Source organism: Streptomyces sp. NPDC014891 (assembly GCF_043081085.1).
GTDB lineage: Bacteria > Actinomycetota > Actinomycetes > Streptomycetales > Streptomycetaceae > Streptomyces.
On the sequence record NZ_JBIBWF010000010.1, the window covers coordinates 196870 to 213655 of the forward strand.

At 73.7% G+C, this 16786-nt stretch carries 15 protein-coding genes; 7 read left to right on the plus strand and 8 right to left on the minus strand.

All coding sequences use genetic code 11. The features are described from left to right. The first annotated feature begins 58 nt into the window (after positions 1-58). A complete protein-coding gene (locus tag ACF09E_RS27460) occupies positions 59-457 on the plus strand; it encodes a hypothetical protein (protein WP_392207874.1) in 399 nt (132 codons plus the stop codon). Here ACF09E_RS27460 and ACF09E_RS27465 read toward each other — a convergent pair. Together ACF09E_RS27465 and ACF09E_RS27470 are read right to left on the minus strand one after the other, a co-directional pair. Further along, the gene (locus ACF09E_RS27465) at positions 390-1922 is read right to left on the minus strand and encodes an MDR family MFS transporter (RefSeq protein WP_392207877.1); all 1533 of its coding nucleotides are present in this window, start codon (positions 1920-1922) and stop codon (positions 390-392) included. The genes ACF09E_RS27460 and ACF09E_RS27465 overlap by 68 nt on opposite strands. Positions 1923-1925: 3 nt before the next feature. After that, positions 1926-2516: an NADPH-dependent FMN reductase gene (locus tag ACF09E_RS27470; protein WP_392207879.1), complete on the minus strand. Its 591-nt coding sequence runs from the start codon at positions 2514-2516 to the stop codon at positions 1926-1928. A 114-nt stretch (positions 2517-2630) separates the two neighbouring features. Between ACF09E_RS27470 and ACF09E_RS27475 the strand changes: the two genes are divergently transcribed. After that, entirely contained in the window at positions 2631-3365 is a 735-nt protein-coding gene (locus ACF09E_RS27475) for a TetR/AcrR family transcriptional regulator (RefSeq protein ID WP_383400354.1), read from the plus strand. A 73-nt stretch (positions 3366-3438) separates the two neighbouring features. On the opposite strand, the gene ACF09E_RS27480 is transcribed toward ACF09E_RS27475, so the two are convergent. Genes ACF09E_RS27480 through deoC form a run of 3 tightly spaced genes read right to left on the minus strand, consistent with a single transcriptional unit; the run spans position 3439 to position 6753 of the window. After that, positions 3439-4359 (minus strand): aldehyde dehydrogenase family protein, encoded by a 921-nt coding sequence (locus ACF09E_RS27480; RefSeq protein ID WP_392207882.1) that lies wholly within the window; start codon positions 4357-4359, stop codon positions 3439-3441. Beyond that, on the minus strand, positions 4352-5788 hold the full coding sequence (locus ACF09E_RS27485; RefSeq protein WP_392207884.1) for an aldehyde dehydrogenase family protein: 1437 nt from the start codon (positions 5786-5788) through the stop codon (positions 4352-4354). The genes ACF09E_RS27480 and ACF09E_RS27485 overlap by 8 nt, the downstream gene beginning before the upstream one ends. 5 nt (positions 5789-5793) lie before the next feature. Then, positions 5794-6753: a deoxyribose-phosphate aldolase gene (gene deoC, locus ACF09E_RS27490; protein ID WP_361849397.1), complete on the minus strand. Its 960-nt coding sequence runs from the start codon at positions 6751-6753 to the stop codon at positions 5794-5796. Positions 6754-7029: 276 nt separating this feature from the next. On the opposite strand from deoC, the gene ACF09E_RS27495 reads away from it, so the two are divergent. The 3 genes from ACF09E_RS27495 to ACF09E_RS27505 all read left to right on the plus strand — a co-directional run bounded on the left by ACF09E_RS27495 (position 7030) and on the right by ACF09E_RS27505 (position 10264). Continuing rightward, on the plus strand, positions 7030-8430 hold the full coding sequence (locus tag ACF09E_RS27495; protein WP_392207886.1) for a hypothetical protein: 1401 nt from the start codon (positions 7030-7032) through the stop codon (positions 8428-8430). A 399-nt stretch (positions 8431-8829) separates the two neighbouring features. Next, a complete protein-coding gene (locus tag ACF09E_RS27500) occupies positions 8830-9483 on the plus strand; it encodes a class F sortase (protein WP_392207888.1) in 654 nt (217 codons plus the stop codon). 34 nt (positions 9484-9517) lie between these two features. Next, positions 9518-10264, plus strand: a complete 747-nt coding sequence (locus ACF09E_RS27505) for a PH domain-containing protein (RefSeq protein ID WP_392207890.1) — start codon at positions 9518-9520, stop codon at positions 10262-10264. An 81-nt stretch (positions 10265-10345) separates the two neighbouring features. Here the strand turns inward: ACF09E_RS27505 and ACF09E_RS27510 are convergent, their stop codons facing one another. The 3 genes from ACF09E_RS27510 to ACF09E_RS27520 form a co-directional block, all read right to left on the minus strand. After that, positions 10346-11998: a phospho-sugar mutase gene (locus ACF09E_RS27510; protein ID WP_392207892.1), complete on the minus strand. Its 1653-nt coding sequence runs from the start codon at positions 11996-11998 to the stop codon at positions 10346-10348. 440 nt (positions 11999-12438) lie between these two features. Next, positions 12439-13242: a purine-nucleoside phosphorylase gene (locus ACF09E_RS27515; protein WP_073809616.1), complete on the minus strand. Its 804-nt coding sequence runs from the start codon at positions 13240-13242 to the stop codon at positions 12439-12441. A gap of 210 nt (positions 13243-13452) precedes the next feature. Then, on the minus strand, positions 13453-13890 hold the full coding sequence (locus tag ACF09E_RS27520; protein ID WP_361858657.1) for a gamma-glutamylcyclotransferase: 438 nt from the start codon (positions 13888-13890) through the stop codon (positions 13453-13455). Between the two features lie 225 nt (positions 13891-14115). Here ACF09E_RS27520 and ACF09E_RS27525 point away from each other — a divergent pair, with 225 nt between their 5' ends. Together ACF09E_RS27525 and ACF09E_RS27530 are read left to right on the plus strand one after the other, a co-directional pair. Further along, positions 14116-15555 (plus strand): NAD(P)H-quinone dehydrogenase, encoded by a 1440-nt coding sequence (locus tag ACF09E_RS27525; protein ID WP_392207893.1) that lies wholly within the window; start codon positions 14116-14118, stop codon positions 15553-15555. A gap of 249 nt (positions 15556-15804) precedes the next feature. Beyond that, positions 15805-16731, plus strand: coding sequence for a DeoR/GlpR family DNA-binding transcription regulator (locus tag ACF09E_RS27530; RefSeq protein WP_383591490.1), 927 nt, complete (start codon positions 15805-15807; stop codon positions 16729-16731). Positions 16732-16786: the final 55 nt, after the last annotated feature.

Sequence of the window (16786 nt, forward strand, 5' to 3'; positions counted from 1 at the left end):
ACCTCAACTACTGTCGGTGGGCGACCGATCACCCCGTGGAATGCTCGGAAGGACCCTCATGGCGCGTCACGCAGAACCCCGTAGTTCCCGGCGCAGCGCCCTGCTCGCGGCAGGCCTCAGCGTCACGGCGGCGGGCGCGGCGGTGCTCGGCGCCGGTGCGGCGGCGCAGGCCGCGGCGCCCGTTCCGCTGCCGGTCGACTCGCTGACCAGGACGGACGCCGCCGCCGCCGGTACCGGCGCGCTGTCGGGTGTCACCCACGGGCTCGGCCCCCTCACCCGGCTGCAGCTCGACCCGCTGGCCAACACCGGGGTCGACCCGCTCGACAACGGCCTGGGGACCCAGATCGCCGACTTCAAGCCGGTCGGCACCCACCTGCTGACCGACCACCTCACGAAGGGCGGCGCGGTGGCCGACCTGCCGGTGGCCGGCCCGCTGACGCAGGGGCTGCTCGGCTAGCGGAGCCGGGTCCGGGCCCCAGCGCGGTGTCCCGTACGAGCCAGGCCACGGCGAAGGCCAGAGCGGCGACCAGTGCCGTGCCGAGCAGCACCCCGTGCACTCCGCTCGTCACGGCCGCCGCCAGTCCCTCGCGGGCCGGCTCCGGCAGCCGCAGGGCCTGTGCCGGGGTCAGACGGGTGTCGGCCCCGTCGAGGCGCGCGGTGAACACGGCGCCGAGGACGGCCACGCCGAGCGAGCCGCCGAGCGTCCGCACGAGGGTGACGGTGCCGCTGGCCGCGCCCATGTCGCGCGGCTCGGCGCCGTACATCGTGACGAGCAGCGTGGCCTGCATGAGGAGGCCCATGCCCGCGCCGACGACCACGGTCAGCCCGGAGGCGACGGCGACGGGGGTGTCCACGTCGAGCAGCAGCAGGGCGAGCGCGCCCGCCGTCATCAGCGCGCCGCCGAGGATCGGGTACATCCGGTAGCGGCCGGTCCTGGCGATGATCCGGCCCGATCCCAGTTGCGCGGCGACCATGGCGAGCATCAGCGGGAGCAGCAGCAGTCCGCTCGCCGTGGAGGACTGGCCGCGGGCGAACTGCAGGTACTGCGGCAGGTAGTTCAGGGCGGCGATCATGCCCGCGCCGACCAGCAGGCTCAGGATCTGCGCCAGTGTGAAGTTGCGGGTGCGGAAGAGCCGGGGCGGGATGACGGCCTCCTCGGCCCGCCGCTCGACCCGGACGAACCAGGCGAGCGCCACGACCGCGAGCGCGCCCAGGGTGAGGATCCGGGGCGAGGTCCAGGCGTGGGCGGTGCCGGCCCAGCCGGCGAGCAGGGTCAGCGCGAGGACCCCGGTGGTCAGCAGCAGGGCTCCCGCCCAGTCGACGCGGGCCCGGACGCGCGGGGTCCGTACGCGCAGGCGGAGCGAGACGATCAGCAGGGCGGCGAGGCCGACGGGCAGGTTGACGTAGAAGGCCCAGCGCCAGTTCAGGTGGTCGGTGAGGAGGCCGCCGAGGAGCGGGCCGCCGGCGAAGGCGGCCGGCAGCATCGCCCCGGTGACTCCCTGGACCCGGGCGCTGTCCTTCGGGGCCACCAGGGTGCCGATGAGGGCGAAGGCGCCGACCATCAGGCCGCCGGCGCCGATGCCCTGGAGGGCGCGGAAGGCGATGAGCTGGCCCATGCTCTGCGCGAGGCCGGAGAGGACCGACCCGGCGAGGAAGACGCCGACGGCGGAGAGGTAGGCGCCCTTGCGGCCGCGGAGGTCGCCGAGCTTGCCCCAGAGCGGGGTGGCGACGGCGGCGGTGAGGAGGTAGGCGGTGACGACCCAGGACAGCCGTTCGAGGCCGCCGAGTTCGCCCGCGATGGTGGGGAGGGCGGTGCCGACGATCGTGCCGTCGAGGGTCGCGAGGACGACGCCGAGCATGAGCCCGGTGATGCCCAGGTAGGGGATGCGGGTGTCCGGTGCGGGTGCCGGAGGGGTGGTCATGGCTCAGGCCGCGTACGGCTTGTTCGCGCGGGCGTTCCGCAGTGCCTCGCCCCACCAGGCGAGTTGGTCGAGCATCGCCTTCGCCGCGGTGTCGGTGGCCGGGTCGACGGCCCGGCCGTTCTCGTCGAACTGCCCCCAGACACCCTGCAGTCCGACCGTCTCGCGGATGGTGACGGCGTGCAGTTCGGCGTAGACGGCCCGCAGGTGCTCGACGGCGCGCAGGCCGGCGGAGAAGCCGCCGTAGGAGACGAAGCCGACGGGCTTCGCGTGCCATTCGCGGTGGTGCCAGTCGATCGCGTTCTTCAGGGAGGCCGGGTAGCTGTGGTTGTACTCGGGGGTCACCACGACGAAGGCGTCGGCGGCGGCCAGGCGCGGTGACACGGCGGCGAGCAGGGCGCGGTCCTCGGCGCGCTCGGGGGCCTGGCCGAGGTGCGGGAAGACGGTCGGCAGCGGGGTCTCTGCCAGGTCGATCAGATCGGTGGTCAGATCCGGGCGGTCGGCGGCGTGCCGGAGCAGCCAGTTCGCGACGACGGGGCCGAGGCGGCCGTCGCGGGTCGAGCCCTGGATCACGGCGAGGTGCAGCGGAGCGGTCATGGGTTCCCCCTGGAGCATCGTTGTGTACGGCGTACACCGACTGGTGTACAACGTACACGCCGCTGTGTACGGCGTCCACAAGGCATACGCTGTACGCGAGAGAGGGAGGCCCCAGTGGCGAAGAAGGAAGAGACGGACGACGTCTCGCTGTGGGAGCGCCTGGAGCGGCCCGCGGCGGCACCGCGGGCGTCCCTCAGCGCCGGGAGGATCGCCGAGGTCGCGATCGGCATCGCGGACCGCGAGGGGTTCGCCGCCGTGACCATGCGGAAGGTCGCCACCGAACTGGGCGTCGCGCCCATGGCCGCCTATCGGCACGTCAACGGCAAGGACGAGCTGTGGGCGCTCATGATCGACCGGGTCTCCGGCGAACTGGCACCGGCGGACGAGGTCTCCGGCTGGCGGGAGACGCTCCGCGCGTACGCGCTGCGGACCCGGGAGATGATGCTGCGCCACCCCTGGCTCGCCCACATGCCCGCGCCGCTCTTCGCGCTCACCCCGGCCCGGATGGCGGCGGCCGAGCGCCAGCTGGCCTCACTCGACGGGCTCGGGCTCGACGTCGACACGATGATGGCCGCGTTCCGGGCGGTCAACGCCTACGTCCACGGGGCCACGCAGTCCGAGGCCGCGCTGCGCCGGTACATGGAGGAACAGGGCTGGCAGAGCGCCGACGACACGCGCCGGGGGCTCGCCCCGCAGATGTCGTACCTGATGGAGACCGGGCGCTACCCGACCTACCGGCGGTACACGCGGGGGGCCGCGCGCAAGGACGACGCGGCCTGGCAGTTCGAGACGGGGCTCGACTGCGTGCTCGACGGCGTGGCGGGGCTCGTGGAACGCGGCCGGGCATGACGACAGGCCCCCGGGATCACCCGGGGGCCTGTCGGACCGGACCGCTCGGCAGACCGAAGCGGTCCGGTGGCGCCTAGTACGAGGAGCCGCTCGCGCCCAGCGAACCCGTCGGGTGCCAGACCGTCTTCGTCTCCAGGAACGCCGTCATGCGGTCCGTGCCCGGGGACTCCGTGAAGTCCTCGGTCCGCGGGCGCAGGACGCGCTTGAGGTTGTCCGCCGCCGCGATCTCCAGGTCGCGCGCGAGGTCGCCCCCGGTCGCGCCCGTCAGGTCGATCGCGTTGACGTCCTGGTGGGCCGCCAGGTGCGGGCCCATCTCCGCGGCCTTGCCGGAGAGGATGTTGACCACGCCGCCCGGCAGGTCGGAGGTGGCGAGCACCTCGCCCAGGGAGAGGGCGGGCAGCGGTGCCTTCTCCGAGGCGATCACGACCGCCGTGTTGCCCGTGGCGATCACCGGGGCGATCACCGAGACCAGGCCCAGGAAGGACGAGTCCTGCGGCGCCACGACCGTGACGACACCGGTCGGCTCGGGCGTCGAGAGGTTGAAGTACGGGCCGGCGACGGGGTTCGCGCCGCCCACGACCTGGGCGATCTTGTCCGTCCAGCCCGCGTACCAGACCCAGCGGTCGATCGCCGCGTCGACGACCGCGGCGGCCTTCGACTTCGACAGGCCCTCCGCGTCCGCTACCTCGCGGACGAACTGGTCCCGGCGGCCCTCCAGCATCTCGGCGACGCGGTAGAGGATCTGGCCGCGGTTGTACGCGGTCGCGCCCGCCCAGCCGCCGAACGCCTTGCGCGCGGCGACGACCGCGTCACGGGCGTCCTTGCGGGAGGAGAGCGGCGCGTTCGCCAGCCAGTTGCCCTTGGAGTCGCTCACCTCGTACACCCGGCCGCTCTCGGAGCGGGGGAACTTGCCCCCGACGTACAGCTTGTAGGTCTTGAAGACGCTCAGGCGCCCGGTGGCGGAGCCGCCCTTGTCGACACTGCGATCAGACATCGAGGTAGGCCTCCAGACCGTGACGGCCGCCCTCGCGGCCGAAGCCCGACTCCTTGTAACCGCCGAACGGCGAGGTCGGGTCGAACTTGTTGAACGTGTTGGCCCAGACGACACCGGCGCGGAGCTTGTTGGCGACCGCGAGGATGCGGGAGCCCTTCTCCGACCAGATGCCCGCCGACAGGCCGTACTGGCTGTTGTTGGCCTTCGCGACGGCCTCGTCGGGCGTACGGAAGGTCAGCACGGACAGGACCGGGCCGAAGATCTCGTTGCGGGCGACCGTGTGCGCCTGCGTGACGTTCGTGAAGAGCGTCGGGGCGAACCAGAAGCCGGCCTCCGGGATGTCGCAGGCGGCGGTCCAGCGCTCGGCGCCCTCCGCCTCGCCCTGCTCCACCAGCGAGGTGATCCGCGCCAGCTGCTCCGAGGAGTTGATGGCGCCGATGTCGGTGTTCTTGTCCAGCGGGTCGCCGAGGCGGAGGGTGCTCAGACGGCGCTTGAGGCTGTCGAGCAGCTCGTCCTGGATCGACTCCTGGACGAGGAGGCGCGAGCCCGCGCAGCAGACCTGGCCCTGGTTGAAGAAGATGCCGTTGACGATGCCCTCGACGGCCTGGTCGATCGGGGCGTCGTCGAAGACGATGTTCGCGCCCTTGCCGCCCAGCTCCAGCGTGACCTTCTTGTCGGTGCCGGCGACGGACCGGGCGATGGCCTTGCCGACCGCGGTCGAACCGGTGAAGGCCACCTTGTTCACGTCCGGGTGCCCGACCAGCGCGGCGCCCGTGTCCCCGTAGCCGGGGAGGATGTTGACGACGCCCCTGGGCAGCCCCGCCTGGCGGCAGATGTCCGCGAAGAACAGGGCGGTCAGCGGGGTCGTCTCGGCCGGCTTGAGGACGACCGTGTTGCCGGTCGCGAGCGCCGGGGCGATCTTCCACGCCAGCATGAGCAGCGGGAAGTTCCACGGGATGACCTGGCCGGCCACGCCCAGCGGCTTCGGGTTCGCCCCGTAGCCCGCGTGGTCGAGCTTGTCGGCCCAGCCCGCGTAGTAGAAGAAGTGGGCGGCGACCAGCGGGAGGTCCGCGTCGCGTGTCTCCTTGATCGGCTTGCCGTTGTCCAGGGTCTCCAGGACGGCCAGCTCGCGGCTGCGCTCCTGGATGATCCGGGCGATGCGGAAGAGGTACTTGGCGCGCTCGGAGCCGGGCAGCGCCGACCACTTCTCGAAGGCCTTGCGGGCCGCCTTCACCGCGCGGTCGACGTCCTCCGCGCCCGCCTGGGCGATCTCGGAGAGGACCTCCTCGGTGGCGGGGGAGACGGTCTTGAAGACCTTGCCGTCGGCCGCCTCGACGAACTCGCCGTCGATGAACAGGCCGTAGCTGGGGGCGATGTCGACGACGGACCGGGACTCGGGCGCCGGTGCGTACTCGAATGCAGATGCCATGTTGATCAGTCCACCGTCACGTAATCGGGGCCGGAGTAACGGCCGGTCGCCAGCTTCTGGCGCTGCATCAGCAGGTCGTTGAGCAGGCTGGAGGCGCCGAAGCGGAACCAGTGGTTGTCCAGCCAGTCCTCACCCACGGTCTCGTTGACCAGGACCAGGAACTTGATCGCTTCCTTGGTGTTCCGGATGCCGCCGGCCGGCTTCACGCCGATCTGCACGCCGGTCTGGGCGCGGAAGTCGCGCACGGCCTCCAGCATGAGCAGGGTGTTGGCCGGGGTGGCGTTGACCGCGACCTTGCCGGTCGAGGTCTTGATGAAGTCCGCGCCGGCCATCATGCCGAGCCAGGAGGCGCGGCGGATGTTGTCGTACGTGGACAGCTCGCCGGTCTCGAAGATCACCTTGAGGCGGGCGCGGTCGCCGCACTCCGCCTTGATCGCGGCGATCTGCTCGAAGACCTCCAGGTAGCGGCCGGCGAGGAAGGCGCCGCGGTCGATGACCATGTCGATCTCGTCGGCGCCCGCGGCGATGGCGTCCGCCGTGTCGGCCAGCTTCACGGGGAGCGCGGCGCGGCCGGCCGGGAAGGCGGTGGCGACCGAGGCGACCTTGACGCCGGAGCCCGCGAGGGCGGCCTTGGCGGTGGCCACCATGTCCGGGTAGACGCAGACGGCGGCGGTCGTCGGGGTCGAGCGGTCGGTCGGATCGGGCCGGACGGCCTTGGCGGCGAGCGCCCGGACCTTGCCCGGGGTGTCCGCGCCTTCGAGCGTCGTCAGGTCGATCATGGAGATGGCCAGGTCGATGGCGTACGCCTTGGACGTGGTCTTGATCGAGCGGGTGCCGAGGGACGCGGCGCGCGCCTCCAGGCCGACGGCGTCGACGCCGGGCAGCCCGTGGAGGAAGCGGCGCAGCGCACCGTCGGACGCGGTCACGTCGGCGAATGCGGATGCTGCAGATGCAGTGGTGGGCATGGTCACCAGTCGAGCATATCTACGCGCGTAGCGACCTGTACAGGGGAGCGGCTCCGCAGAGCCCGAGGTCACAGCGGGCGGTCGGCGTGGTGACGCGCGGCGGACGGGCCCGGCGGCCCCTGTCACGGGCCCGTGACACGGAGCGGACGAGTCCTGAATACAAGATCATTAGATTCTTCTTCAGCAGCCGGCCAGACCTCGCCGAACTCCCCGAACGGACTGAGAAAAAGCGGCATGCGACTCACTCGTCCACCTGCCTGATCTCCAGGAGTCGTTATGCGCACCGCCCTTCGCACCGCCATCGCCACCGCTCTCGTCGCGGGCGCGGCCCTCGTCCCCGCCGCGGCGGCGGGCACCGCCTTCGCCGCCGGCGGTCCGGCCGCCGCCCCGGCGGCCGGACCGGCCTCCTCGTCGAGCGTGCGGTCCGCCGACGTCAAGCCGTCCGACGAGGTCCCGGCCGAGGCCGGGACGGGCACCCCGGACGCGGCCGACGGCGCGAAGACCCCCAAGGGCGAGGGCGAGGGCAAGGGGAAGGGCGAGGGCGTCGGCGGCGGGAGCGGCGCGCAGGGCGCGGGCGCCGCGAAGACCCCGGGGGCCGGGACCTCCGCCGGGACCTCCGCGCGGGGCACGCTCGTGCGCACGGAGACCCTGAAGACCGGCACGGTCGCCAGGATCTACAAGGTCGACGCGCAGAACCACCGCGCCGAGCTGTTCCGCGAGGGCCACCCGGTCGGCGTCCTGGCGGCCGTCACCCGCTCCGTCGCCGGCCAGGACAACGGAGAGTTCTTCGTCCTGAACCCGGACGGCACCACCCACAACTGGCTCGGCAACATCGCCGGCCCCGAGACCGGCACCTACCGCCTCGCCGACGGGACCGTCCTCCAGCTCGGCAGGAAGGACGGCCGCTTCGGCCTCCAGCTCGTCGAGAACGGCAAGGGCCGCGGCTACACGTACGTCACCGGCGTCCGCTCCGTCTGGACCTTCGGCCGTGCCGTCGTCGTCCTGGAGCAGGACGGGCAGTTCGCCGCGTACGTCCCCGGCTCGGCGAAGCAGGGCGCCCCGCAGCGGGTCGCCGCGGGCGGCTCGCAGACCACGCCGTCCACCGGCGGTTCCGCCGTCGTCCTCGGCGCGTGCACGGTCAGCCGGACCGTCGACATCGGCGCGGGCACCAAGGCCGAGCTGTTCATGACCCGGCAGGGCCCGCTGGCCGAGTTCAGCACCGTCGACGACAACGGCGAGGACCGGGTCTTCGCGATGGTCGACCGGGCGCACCCCTCGCTGCCGAAGAGCGTCGGCATCGTCGGCCGGATCATCGCCCCCGCGAGCGCCACGCCGTCGCTCTTCACCCAGGTCGAGGGCGGCGCGGGCGCCAAGGGCGCCACCCACGCCTTCCCGAAGCTGCCCAAGGGCTGCACGTCTGAGACGACCCCGGCCGACGACTCCACCGGCACCACGGGCTCCGCCGGCACCAACGGCACCACGGGCTCCAGCGGCACCGGGATCACCACCAACACCGGCCAGACCTCCGTCATCCCCCGGGGTGCGGTCGCCGCCGGTGCCGAGCTCGGCACCGGGAACGACGGCACCGCCCTCCTCGCGGCCGGGGCCGGTGCCTCGCTCGCCGCCGCCGGTCTGGGCTTCGTGGTCCTGCGCCGCCGGTCCGCCGCCCGCGGCTGACCTCCCCGCGTACCGGGCGTCACCGATGCCCCACCCGCACCACCGCTACCTCACCGCACCACCCGACTCCCGGCCCCTCGACCCGAGCGGGAGCGACACCCCACCCCGCACCACCCGACTCCCGGCCCCTCGACCCGAGCGGGAGCGACACCCCACCCCCGGCCCGGGGGCCCCCCCCCCCCCCCCCCCCCCCCCCCCCCCCCCCCCCCCCCCCCCCCCCCCCCCCCCCCCCCCCCCCCCCGCCCGGCCCCGGGGGGGGCCCCCCCCCCCCCCGGGGGGGGGGGGCCCCCCCCCCCCGCCCCCCCCGGCCGGATCCCGTCCCCGTCCCCGTCCCCGTCCCCGCACCGCCCCCGCCCCGCCCCGCCCGCAGCCGTCCCGCCGTCCGTCCGGAGCCCGCCCGTGAACCCCCGCCGCGCCGCCCGCCCCGCCCCCGTCCTCCTCTGTGTCGCCCTCGCCGTGCTCGCCGCGCTCACCGGCTGCTCCGCCGGGCCGGGACGGCAGCCCGCCACCCCGCCCGCGCGGATCGCCGAGGCCACCGCGGCTCCCGCGCCGACCGCGAGCCGCGCCCCCGTACGACCGCTCGCCCGCTCCCTGCCCGTCCGCGTCCGGGTCCCCGCCGCCGGGGTCGACACCGGACCCACCGGACCCGTCCTGGAGCTGGGGCTCGCCGCCGACGGCACCGTCGAGGTGCCCCCGGTCGCGGACGCCGAACGGATCGGCTGGTACGACAAGGGCGTCACGCCCGGGCAGACCGGCCCCGCCGTCCTCATCGGCCACTTCGACACCGCCCGCGGCCCCGCCGTCCTCCGGAACGTCTCCGAGGCCGGGATCGGCGACGAGATCACCGTGGACCGGGCCGACGGCACCACCGCGGTCTTCCGGGTCAGGGAGCTGGAGCAGGTCGACAAGGACGCCTTCCCGACCCTCAAGGTCTACGGCGACACCGACCGCCCCGAACTGCGCCTCATCACCTGCGGCGGCGAACTCGTCGACGGCCACCGCCCCGACAACATCATTCTCTACGCCGATCTCGTGGCCACGCGGGGCGCCTGAGCCCCCATCGGCCCCCTGAGGCACAATCGGCCCCATGACGACCCCCGAGCCGACCCCCGAGCCCAGCCACGAGCCGAGCCTCGAGTCGACACCCGACCAGCCGTCCGCCGGGAAGAAGCCCGCGCCGCGGAAGGCCGCCGGGCAGAAGCCCGCCGGGCGGGAGTCCGCCGGGCCCGAGTCCGCCGAGCGCGTCTTCCGGTCGCCCCTCGGGATCGCGAGCGGGGTGTTCCTGGTGGCGCTCGCCCTCGTGTTCGCCGGCGACGTGCTGTTCCGCGGCGAGGGCCGCTCGCCGTGGATCGCCCTCGCGGGACTCCTCCTCGCCGTGCCGCTGATCGTGGCCTTCACGATCCGGCCCGCCGTGTACGCGGGCGAGGACAGGCTCCGGATCCGCAACCCCTTCCGGTCGATCACGCTGCCCTGGTCGACGGTCGCCGACGTCCGTGCCGGCTACTCCAGCGAGGTCTTCACCCAGGACGGCGCCAAGTACCAGCTGTGGGCCGTCCCCGTCTCGCTGCGCCAGCGTAAGAAGGCGGCCCGCCGGGCCTCCCGCGCCTCCCAGGACGACCCCCACGGCCGTACCTCGGTCACCGCCGACGTGCGGGACAGCGCGGCGCGCACCGCGCCCACCGACCAGACCGTCGCCGACCTCCGCGAGCTGGCCGAGCGCCGGGCCGGCGCCCCGGGCGCGCAGGGCGAGGTCCGGGTGCGCTGGGCGTACGAGATCGCGGGCCCCGCGGCGGCCGGTCTGCTGCTCCTGGTGATCCTCCTCGCGACGGGCTGACGCCCGCGCCGGTCGGGACGGCCGAGGGGCCGGTACGGAGTTCCGTACCGGCCCCTCGGCCGTCGCGTCGGGCGGACCGGATCAGAGTCCGGCCGCGGCCGACAGGTCCCGCTTGATCGCCACCAGCACCTCGTGGGCCGTGGCCCGCGCCGGGGCGAGGTCGTCCGCCGCGGCGACCGGCACCACGACCTCCAGGTAGCACTTGAGCTTGGGCTCCGTGCCGCTCGGGCGGACGATGACCCGGGCCTTGTACTCGCCCTCCAGGTGGTAGCGCAGGCCGTCCGTCGGGGGCAGCGACTCCGTGCCCTTCGTCAGGTCCTCCGCCGACACCACGGTCAGCCCGGCGAGCGAGACCGGCGGCCGCTCGCGCAGCGCCGCCATGGCGTTCGCGATGATGCCGAGGTCCTCGACCCGCACCGACAGCTGGTCCGTGGCGTGCAGGCCGTGGGCGACCGCCAGGTCGTCGAGCAGGTCGGTCAGCGTCCGGCCCTGCTCCTTGAGCACCGAGGCCAGCTCGGTCACGAGCAGCGCCGCCGTGATGCCGTCCTTGTCGCGGACGCCCTCCGGGTCGACGCAGTAGCCGAGCGCCTCCTCGTAGCCGTACCGCAGGCCCTCGACGCGGGCGATCCACTTGAAGCCGGTCAGCGTCTCCTCGTAGCCGACGCCCGCGGCCTCGGCGATCCGGCCGAGGAGCGAGGAGGACACGATCGACTCGGCGAACACGCCCGTGGCGCCCTTCTGCACCAGGTGCGCGGCGAGCAGCGCGCCCACCTCGTCGCCGCGGAGCATGCGCCAGCCGCCCACGACCGTCGCGTCGGGCACGGCCACGGCGCAGCGGTCGGCGTCCGGGTCGTTGGCGATGACCAGGTCGGGGTCCACGGCGCGGGCGGCCTCGAAGGCGAGGTCCATGGCGCCCGGCTCCTCCGGGTTCGGGAAGGCGACCGTCGGGAACGCCGGGTCGGGCTCGGCCTGGGCGGCGACCAGCGCGGGCGGCGGGAAGCCGGCCCGGGCGAAGGCGGCCGTCAGGACGTCCTTGCCGACGCCGTGCATGGCCGTGTAGACGGTCCGCGCGGTGCGGGGGGAGCCGGAGGTCAGGACGGCGTCCGTGCGCTCCAGGTAGGCGTTCAGGACCTCGTCGCCGAGGGTCTCCCAGCCGCTCTCCGGGCGGGGCACGTCGTGCAGCGAGCGGACGGCGGCGATCTCGGCGGCGATCTCCGCGTCGGCGGGCGGCACGATCTGCGAGCCGTCGCCCAGGTAGACCTTGTAGCCGTTGTCGCGCGGCGGGTTGTGGCTCGCGGTCACCTCGACGCCGGCGACGGCGCCCAGGTGCCTTATGGCGTACGCGAGGACGGGCGTCGGCAGCGGGCGGGGGAGGAGCGCGGCGCGCAGGCCGGCGCCGGTCATCACGGCGGCGGTGTCGCGCGCGAAGTCGGCGGACTTGTAGCGGGCGTCGTAGCCGATGACCACGAGACCGCCTTCCTGCCCCTTCGCCTTGAGGTAGGCGGCGAGGCCGGCGGCGGCGCGGATGACGACGGAGCGGTTCATCCGCATGGGTCCGGCGCCCAGCTCGCCGCGGAGGCCGGCGGTGCCGAACTGGAGGGTGCCGGCGAATCGGGCGGCGAGCTCGTCGGTCGCGCCGCGGTCGAGGAGCGCGGCCAGCTCCTCCCGGGTCTCCGGGTCGGGGTCCTCGGCGAGCCATGCCTGGGCCTGGGCGAGGAGGTCGTCCTGCGTCACGGTGTGCCTTTCGGAGGGCGGGCGGTGCGGTGCGGGGGTGCGGGGGGGGCGGTGGGGCGGGGGTGCCGCTGCGCGGAGCCTTCCCCCGCCCCGCCCCTTCCCGAAACCGGGGGCAGGCCCCCGGACCCCCGTACGCCCGTCGGGCGTGTCCTCAGACGTCTGACGGGCTGTCCAGCCCGGTCGGCGTCTGAGGCGCGGGGTCCGGGGCGGAGCCCCCGGTTCGGGAAGGGGCGGGGAAGAAGCCCCGCGCAGCGGTCCGGCCTGGACCGGCCCCCGGTGGTCGGAGGGCGGTCCGGCGGTCGGAGGGCGGTCCGGCCGTGACCGATCCCGGTGGCCGGAGAGGTTCCGGCGGCGTCGGCCCCCGTGGTCGGGGCCGCCGCGGCGCCCCCGAGCCCGTTCGGCCCGCGGGGGCCGAACGGTGCCAGGGACGCGGAGACGACTCAGATCCGGTCGAGGACCCGCGTCAGCAGCTCGCCCATCCGCGCGGCCGAGTCGCGACCCGCCTGAAGGACCTCTTCGTGGTTCAGCGGCTCGCCCGAGAGCCCCGCCGCCAGGTTGGTGACCAGGGAGATGCCGAGGACCTCGGCGCCCGCCTCGCGGGCCGCGATGGCCTCCAGGACGGTGGACATGCCGACGAGGTCGCCGCCGAGCACGCGGACCATGTTGATCTCGGCCGGGGTCTCGTAGTGCGGGCCGGGGAACTGCACGTAGACGCCCTCTTCGAGCGTCTCGTCGACCTCCTTGCACAGCGCGCGCAGCCGCGGCGAGTACAGGTCGGTGAGGTCCACGAAGTTCGCGCCGACGATCGGGGAGGCGGCCGTCAGGTTGAGGTGGTCGCTGATGAGGACCGGCTGGCCGGGGCGCATGCCCTCGCGCAGGCCGCCGCAGCCGTTGGTCAGGATGACCGTCTTGCAGCCGGCGGCGACCGCGGTGCGGACGCCGTGGGCGACGGAGGCGACGCCGCGGCCCTCGTAGAAGTGGGTCCGGCCGAGGAAGACGAGCGCGCGCTTGGCGCCGATCTTGTACGAGCGGACCTTGCCGCCGTGGCCCTCGACGGCGGGCGGCGGGAAGCCGGGCAGGTCGGTCACCGGGAACTCGGCCTCGGGCGCGCCGAGGGCGTCGACGGCGGGCGCCCAGCCCGAGCCCATGACCAGGGCGACGTCGTGGTTCTCGACTCCGGTCAGCTCGCGAAGACGTGCGGCAGCGGCCTCGGCGGCCTCGTACGGGGTGGCAGTTGCGTTCACTGACTCTCTCGCCTCGGGGAGGGGGGTCCGAGGCGGGCCCCGGACGGATTTGATACGCGCAGAAGCGTAGCCGGAGATTGCCTACGCGCGTAGATGACGATGCCGACGGACATGCGATCGTTGTCTTGTCGTTTCCGACGAACGACGCAGCGGAAGAGTCACCTCCCTGCCTCGGCGGTTCCCACACCCCCGGCCGGCTTCGCGCCGGCGTCAGCAGGGACGCTTGCGCAACTCCATCACGTAGTCGTGCGGAGCGCCCGCCGACTCGGCCGCGTCGGCCACCTCGCCCAGGTACCGGGCCGACGGCAGCCCGCCCTCGTAGGCGTTCAGGACGTAGACCCAGGCCGGCTCCTCGCCGTCCAGGGTGTGCACCCGGACCCGCATCCGGCGGTAGATGTCGAGCCCGACGCCCTCCCAGCGGTCCATGGACTCCTCGTCCATCGGCGCGATGTCGTACAGCGCCACGAAGACCTGGGAGCGCGGGGCCTCGACGATGGTGGCCAGCGCGCCGTCCCAGCCCATCTGCTCGCCGCCGAAGGTGAGCCGCCAGCCGGTGAGCCAGCCGGTGCCGCGCAGCGGGGAATGCGGTGCGCGGCGGCTCATGAGCCGCGCGTCGAGGTTGCCGGCGAAAGCGGCGTAGAGCGACATGGGACCGAGGGTACGGGAGGGGGCGGGGTGACCGGAGAACGCCGAGGTGACGGCCGCGGGGCAGGTCCGCGGGGGCGTCCACCCCTACGGAGGCCCCGGCGTGAGGCCGCGCCGGGCGTGCGGGAGAATGGGGTACGCACTTGAAGCGTGCGGGACAATGGCGTACGCACTGCATCCCAGCGGGGGGACCCCCCGGCAGAACGAGAGCGCGAGGCGTAGATCCCAGTGACCCGGATCGTGATCATCGGCGGCGGACCCGGCGGATACGAGGCGGCCCTGGTGGGCGCCCAACTCGGCGCGGAGGTGACCGTCGTCGACTGCGACGGCCTCGGCGGCGCGTCCGTCCTGACCGACTGCGTCCCCTCCAAGACCCTGATCGCCACCGCCGAGGTGATGACCACCTTCGACTCCTCGTACGAGGAGCTCGGCATCATCGTCGCGGACGACACCCCGCACGTGGAGCAGGCCGCCCGGGTCGTGGGCGTGGACCTCGGCAAGGTCAACCGACGCGTGAAGCGGCTGGCCCTGGCCCAGTCGCACGACATCACCGCCTCCGTCACCCGGGCCGGCGCCCGGGTGCTGCGCGGTCGCGGCCGGCTCTCCGGACGGCAGGCGATGGACGGCTCCCGCCAGGTGGTCGTCACGGCCGCCGACGGCACCGAGGAGACGCTGACCGCGGACGCCGTGCTGATCGCGACCGGCGGCCACCCGCGCGAGGTGCCGGACGCCAAGCCGGACGGTGAGCGCATCCTGAACTGGACGCAGGTGTACGACCTCAAGGGGCTCCCGGAGGAGCTCATCGTGGTCGGCTCCGGTGTGACGGGTGCCGAGTTCGCCGGCGCCTACCAGGCCCTCGGCTCCCGGGTCACCCTGGTCTCCTCGCGCGACCGGGTGCTGCCCGGCGAGGACCCGGACGCCGCCGCCGTCCTGGAGGACGTGTTCCGCCGCCGTGGCATGAACGTCATGGCCCGCTCCCGCGCCGAGTCCGCCAAGCGGGTCGGCGACCGGGTCGAGGTCACGCTGGCGGACGGCCGGGTCATCTCCGGCACGCACTGCCTGATGGCGGTCGGCGCGATCCCGAACTCGGCCGGAATGGGTCTGGAGGAGGCGGGTGTCCGACTGAAGGACTCCGGTCACATCTGGACCGACAGGGTCTCCCGCACGTCCGCGCCCGGCGTGTACGCGGCGGGCGACGTGACCGGTGTCTTCGCGCTCGCCTCGGTGGCCGCGATGCAGGGCCGCATCGCCATGTACCACTTCCTCGGCGACGCGGTGGCCCCGCTCAACCTGAAGACGGTCTCGTCGAACGTCTTCACCGACCCGGAGATCGCCACCGTCGGCTACACGCAGGCCGACGTGGACGCGGGCAAGATCGACGCCAAGGTGGTCAAGCTGCCGCTGCTGCGCAACCCGCGCGCGAAGATGCAGGGCATCCGGGACGGCTTCGTCAAGATCTTCTGCCGCCCCGGCACCGGCATCGTGGTCGGCGGCTGCGTCGTCGCCCCGAAGGCGAGCGAACTGATCCATCCGATCTCGATCGCGGTCGACAACAATCTGACCGTCGAACAGATCGCAAATGCTTTCACGGTGTACCCCTCCCTGTCGGGTTCGATCGCGGAAGTGGCACGGCAGTTGCACACCCGGAAGGCCGCGGGCGAGGTCTGACCCGCCTCCGGGCGGTCGCCCGGCAGGCGGCCCCCGCCTGCGGGAACGGTTCTCCCACTCGGACAACCCCCGTCAAGGCGGTGCATAGTCCGGGCCCGCGACGGGTCAACGGCGGGGCCTCTCATACCACTTGGAGGCCCCGTCTGTGTGCATCTTCTGCAATTCGGCGCATAGTGCTGAAAAGTATCGGCCGGTCACGTTACTGTCAGTTTCGTGTTCGCTGCAGAACGTCGCCAGTTGATCCTCGAAATGGTGCGAGCCAATGGGGCCGTGTCGCTCCGCGAGCTCGCCCGCGTCGTCCAGACCTCTGAGGTGACCGTACGGAGAGACGTACGGGCCCTTGAGGCAGAAGGACTCCTCGACCGCCGCCACGGCGGTGCGGTGTTGCCGGGCGGATTCACGCGAGAATCCGGCTTCCCGCAGAAATCCCATCTCGCGACCGCGGAGAAGACGGCCATCGCCGACGTCGCCGCGAGCCTCGTCGAAGAAGGCGAGGCGATCGTCGTCGGCGCCGGGACGACCACGCAGGAGCTGGCCCGCCGGCTCGCCCGCGTGCCCGGCCTGACCGTGGTCACCAACTCGCTCCTGGTCGCCCAGGCCCTCGCGCACGCCAACCGGGTCGAGGTCGTCATGACCGGCGGCACCCTGCGCGGCTCCAACTACGCCCTGGTGGGCAGTGGTGCCGAGCAGTCCCTCCAGGGGCTCCGGGTCTCGCGCGCCTTCCTCTCCGGGAGCGGGCTCACGGCCGAGCGCGGCCTGTCCACGTCCAACATGCTCTCCGCGAGCGTGGACCGGGCGCTGGTCCAGGCGGCGGCCGAGGTCGTGGTCCTCGCCGACCACACCAAGCTCGGCTCCGACACCATGTTCCAGACGGTGCCCACGGACGTCATCACCCGCCTGGTGACCGACGAGCCGCCCGCCCACGACGACCGGGCCGCCACCGAGCTCCAGGCCCTCGCCGACCAGGGCGTGCAGATCGCCGTCGCCGGCACGGGCGCCGCGGGCGGCCCCGCGGGCGGTGACCAGGTCCCCCCGGGCGCCCGGCCCCGCCGTGACATGCCGCTCCCGGTGCAGCGCGGCCGCATGGCGGCGGGCCAGTTCCGGGGGCCGGGCGGAGGGATGGCCGCCGAGACGCTGGAGCGCACCGCGCGGGTCGCGGACATGCGGCGCCGCTAGGGGGTGGGCAAGCTCCCGTCTGTCCCCGCGACAGGCCCCGGCAGCTCCGGGGCCC

Coding starts and splice junctions, on each gene's coding strand:
- ACF09E_RS27485 (WP_392207884.1), bottom strand. CDS start 5,788: ATGGCATCTGCATTCGAGTACGCACCGGCGCCCGAGTCCCGGTCCGTC.
- ACF09E_RS27460 (WP_392207874.1), top strand. CDS start 59: ATGGCGCGTCACGCAGAACCCCGTAGTTCCCGGCGCAGCGCCCTGCTC.
- ACF09E_RS27465 (WP_392207877.1), bottom strand. CDS start 1,922: ATGACCACCCCTCCGGCACCCGCACCGGACACCCGCATCCCCTACCTG.
- ACF09E_RS27530 (WP_383591490.1), top strand. CDS start 15,805: ATGGTGCGAGCCAATGGGGCCGTGTCGCTCCGCGAGCTCGCCCGCGTC.
- ACF09E_RS27505 (WP_392207890.1), top strand. CDS start 9,518: ATGACGACCCCCGAGCCGACCCCCGAGCCCAGCCACGAGCCGAGCCTC.
- ACF09E_RS27495 (WP_392207886.1), top strand. CDS start 7,030: ATGCGCACCGCCCTTCGCACCGCCATCGCCACCGCTCTCGTCGCGGGC.
- ACF09E_RS27480 (WP_392207882.1), bottom strand. CDS start 4,359: ATGTCTGATCGCAGTGTCGACAAGGGCGGCTCCGCCACCGGGCGCCTG.
- ACF09E_RS27520 (WP_361858657.1), bottom strand. CDS start 13,890: ATGTCGCTCTACGCCGCTTTCGCCGGCAACCTCGACGCGCGGCTCATG.
- deoC (WP_361849397.1), bottom strand. CDS start 6,753: ATGCCCACCACTGCATCTGCAGCATCCGCATTCGCCGACGTGACCGCG.
- ACF09E_RS27470 (WP_392207879.1), bottom strand. CDS start 2,516: ATGACCGCTCCGCTGCACCTCGCCGTGATCCAGGGCTCGACCCGCGAC.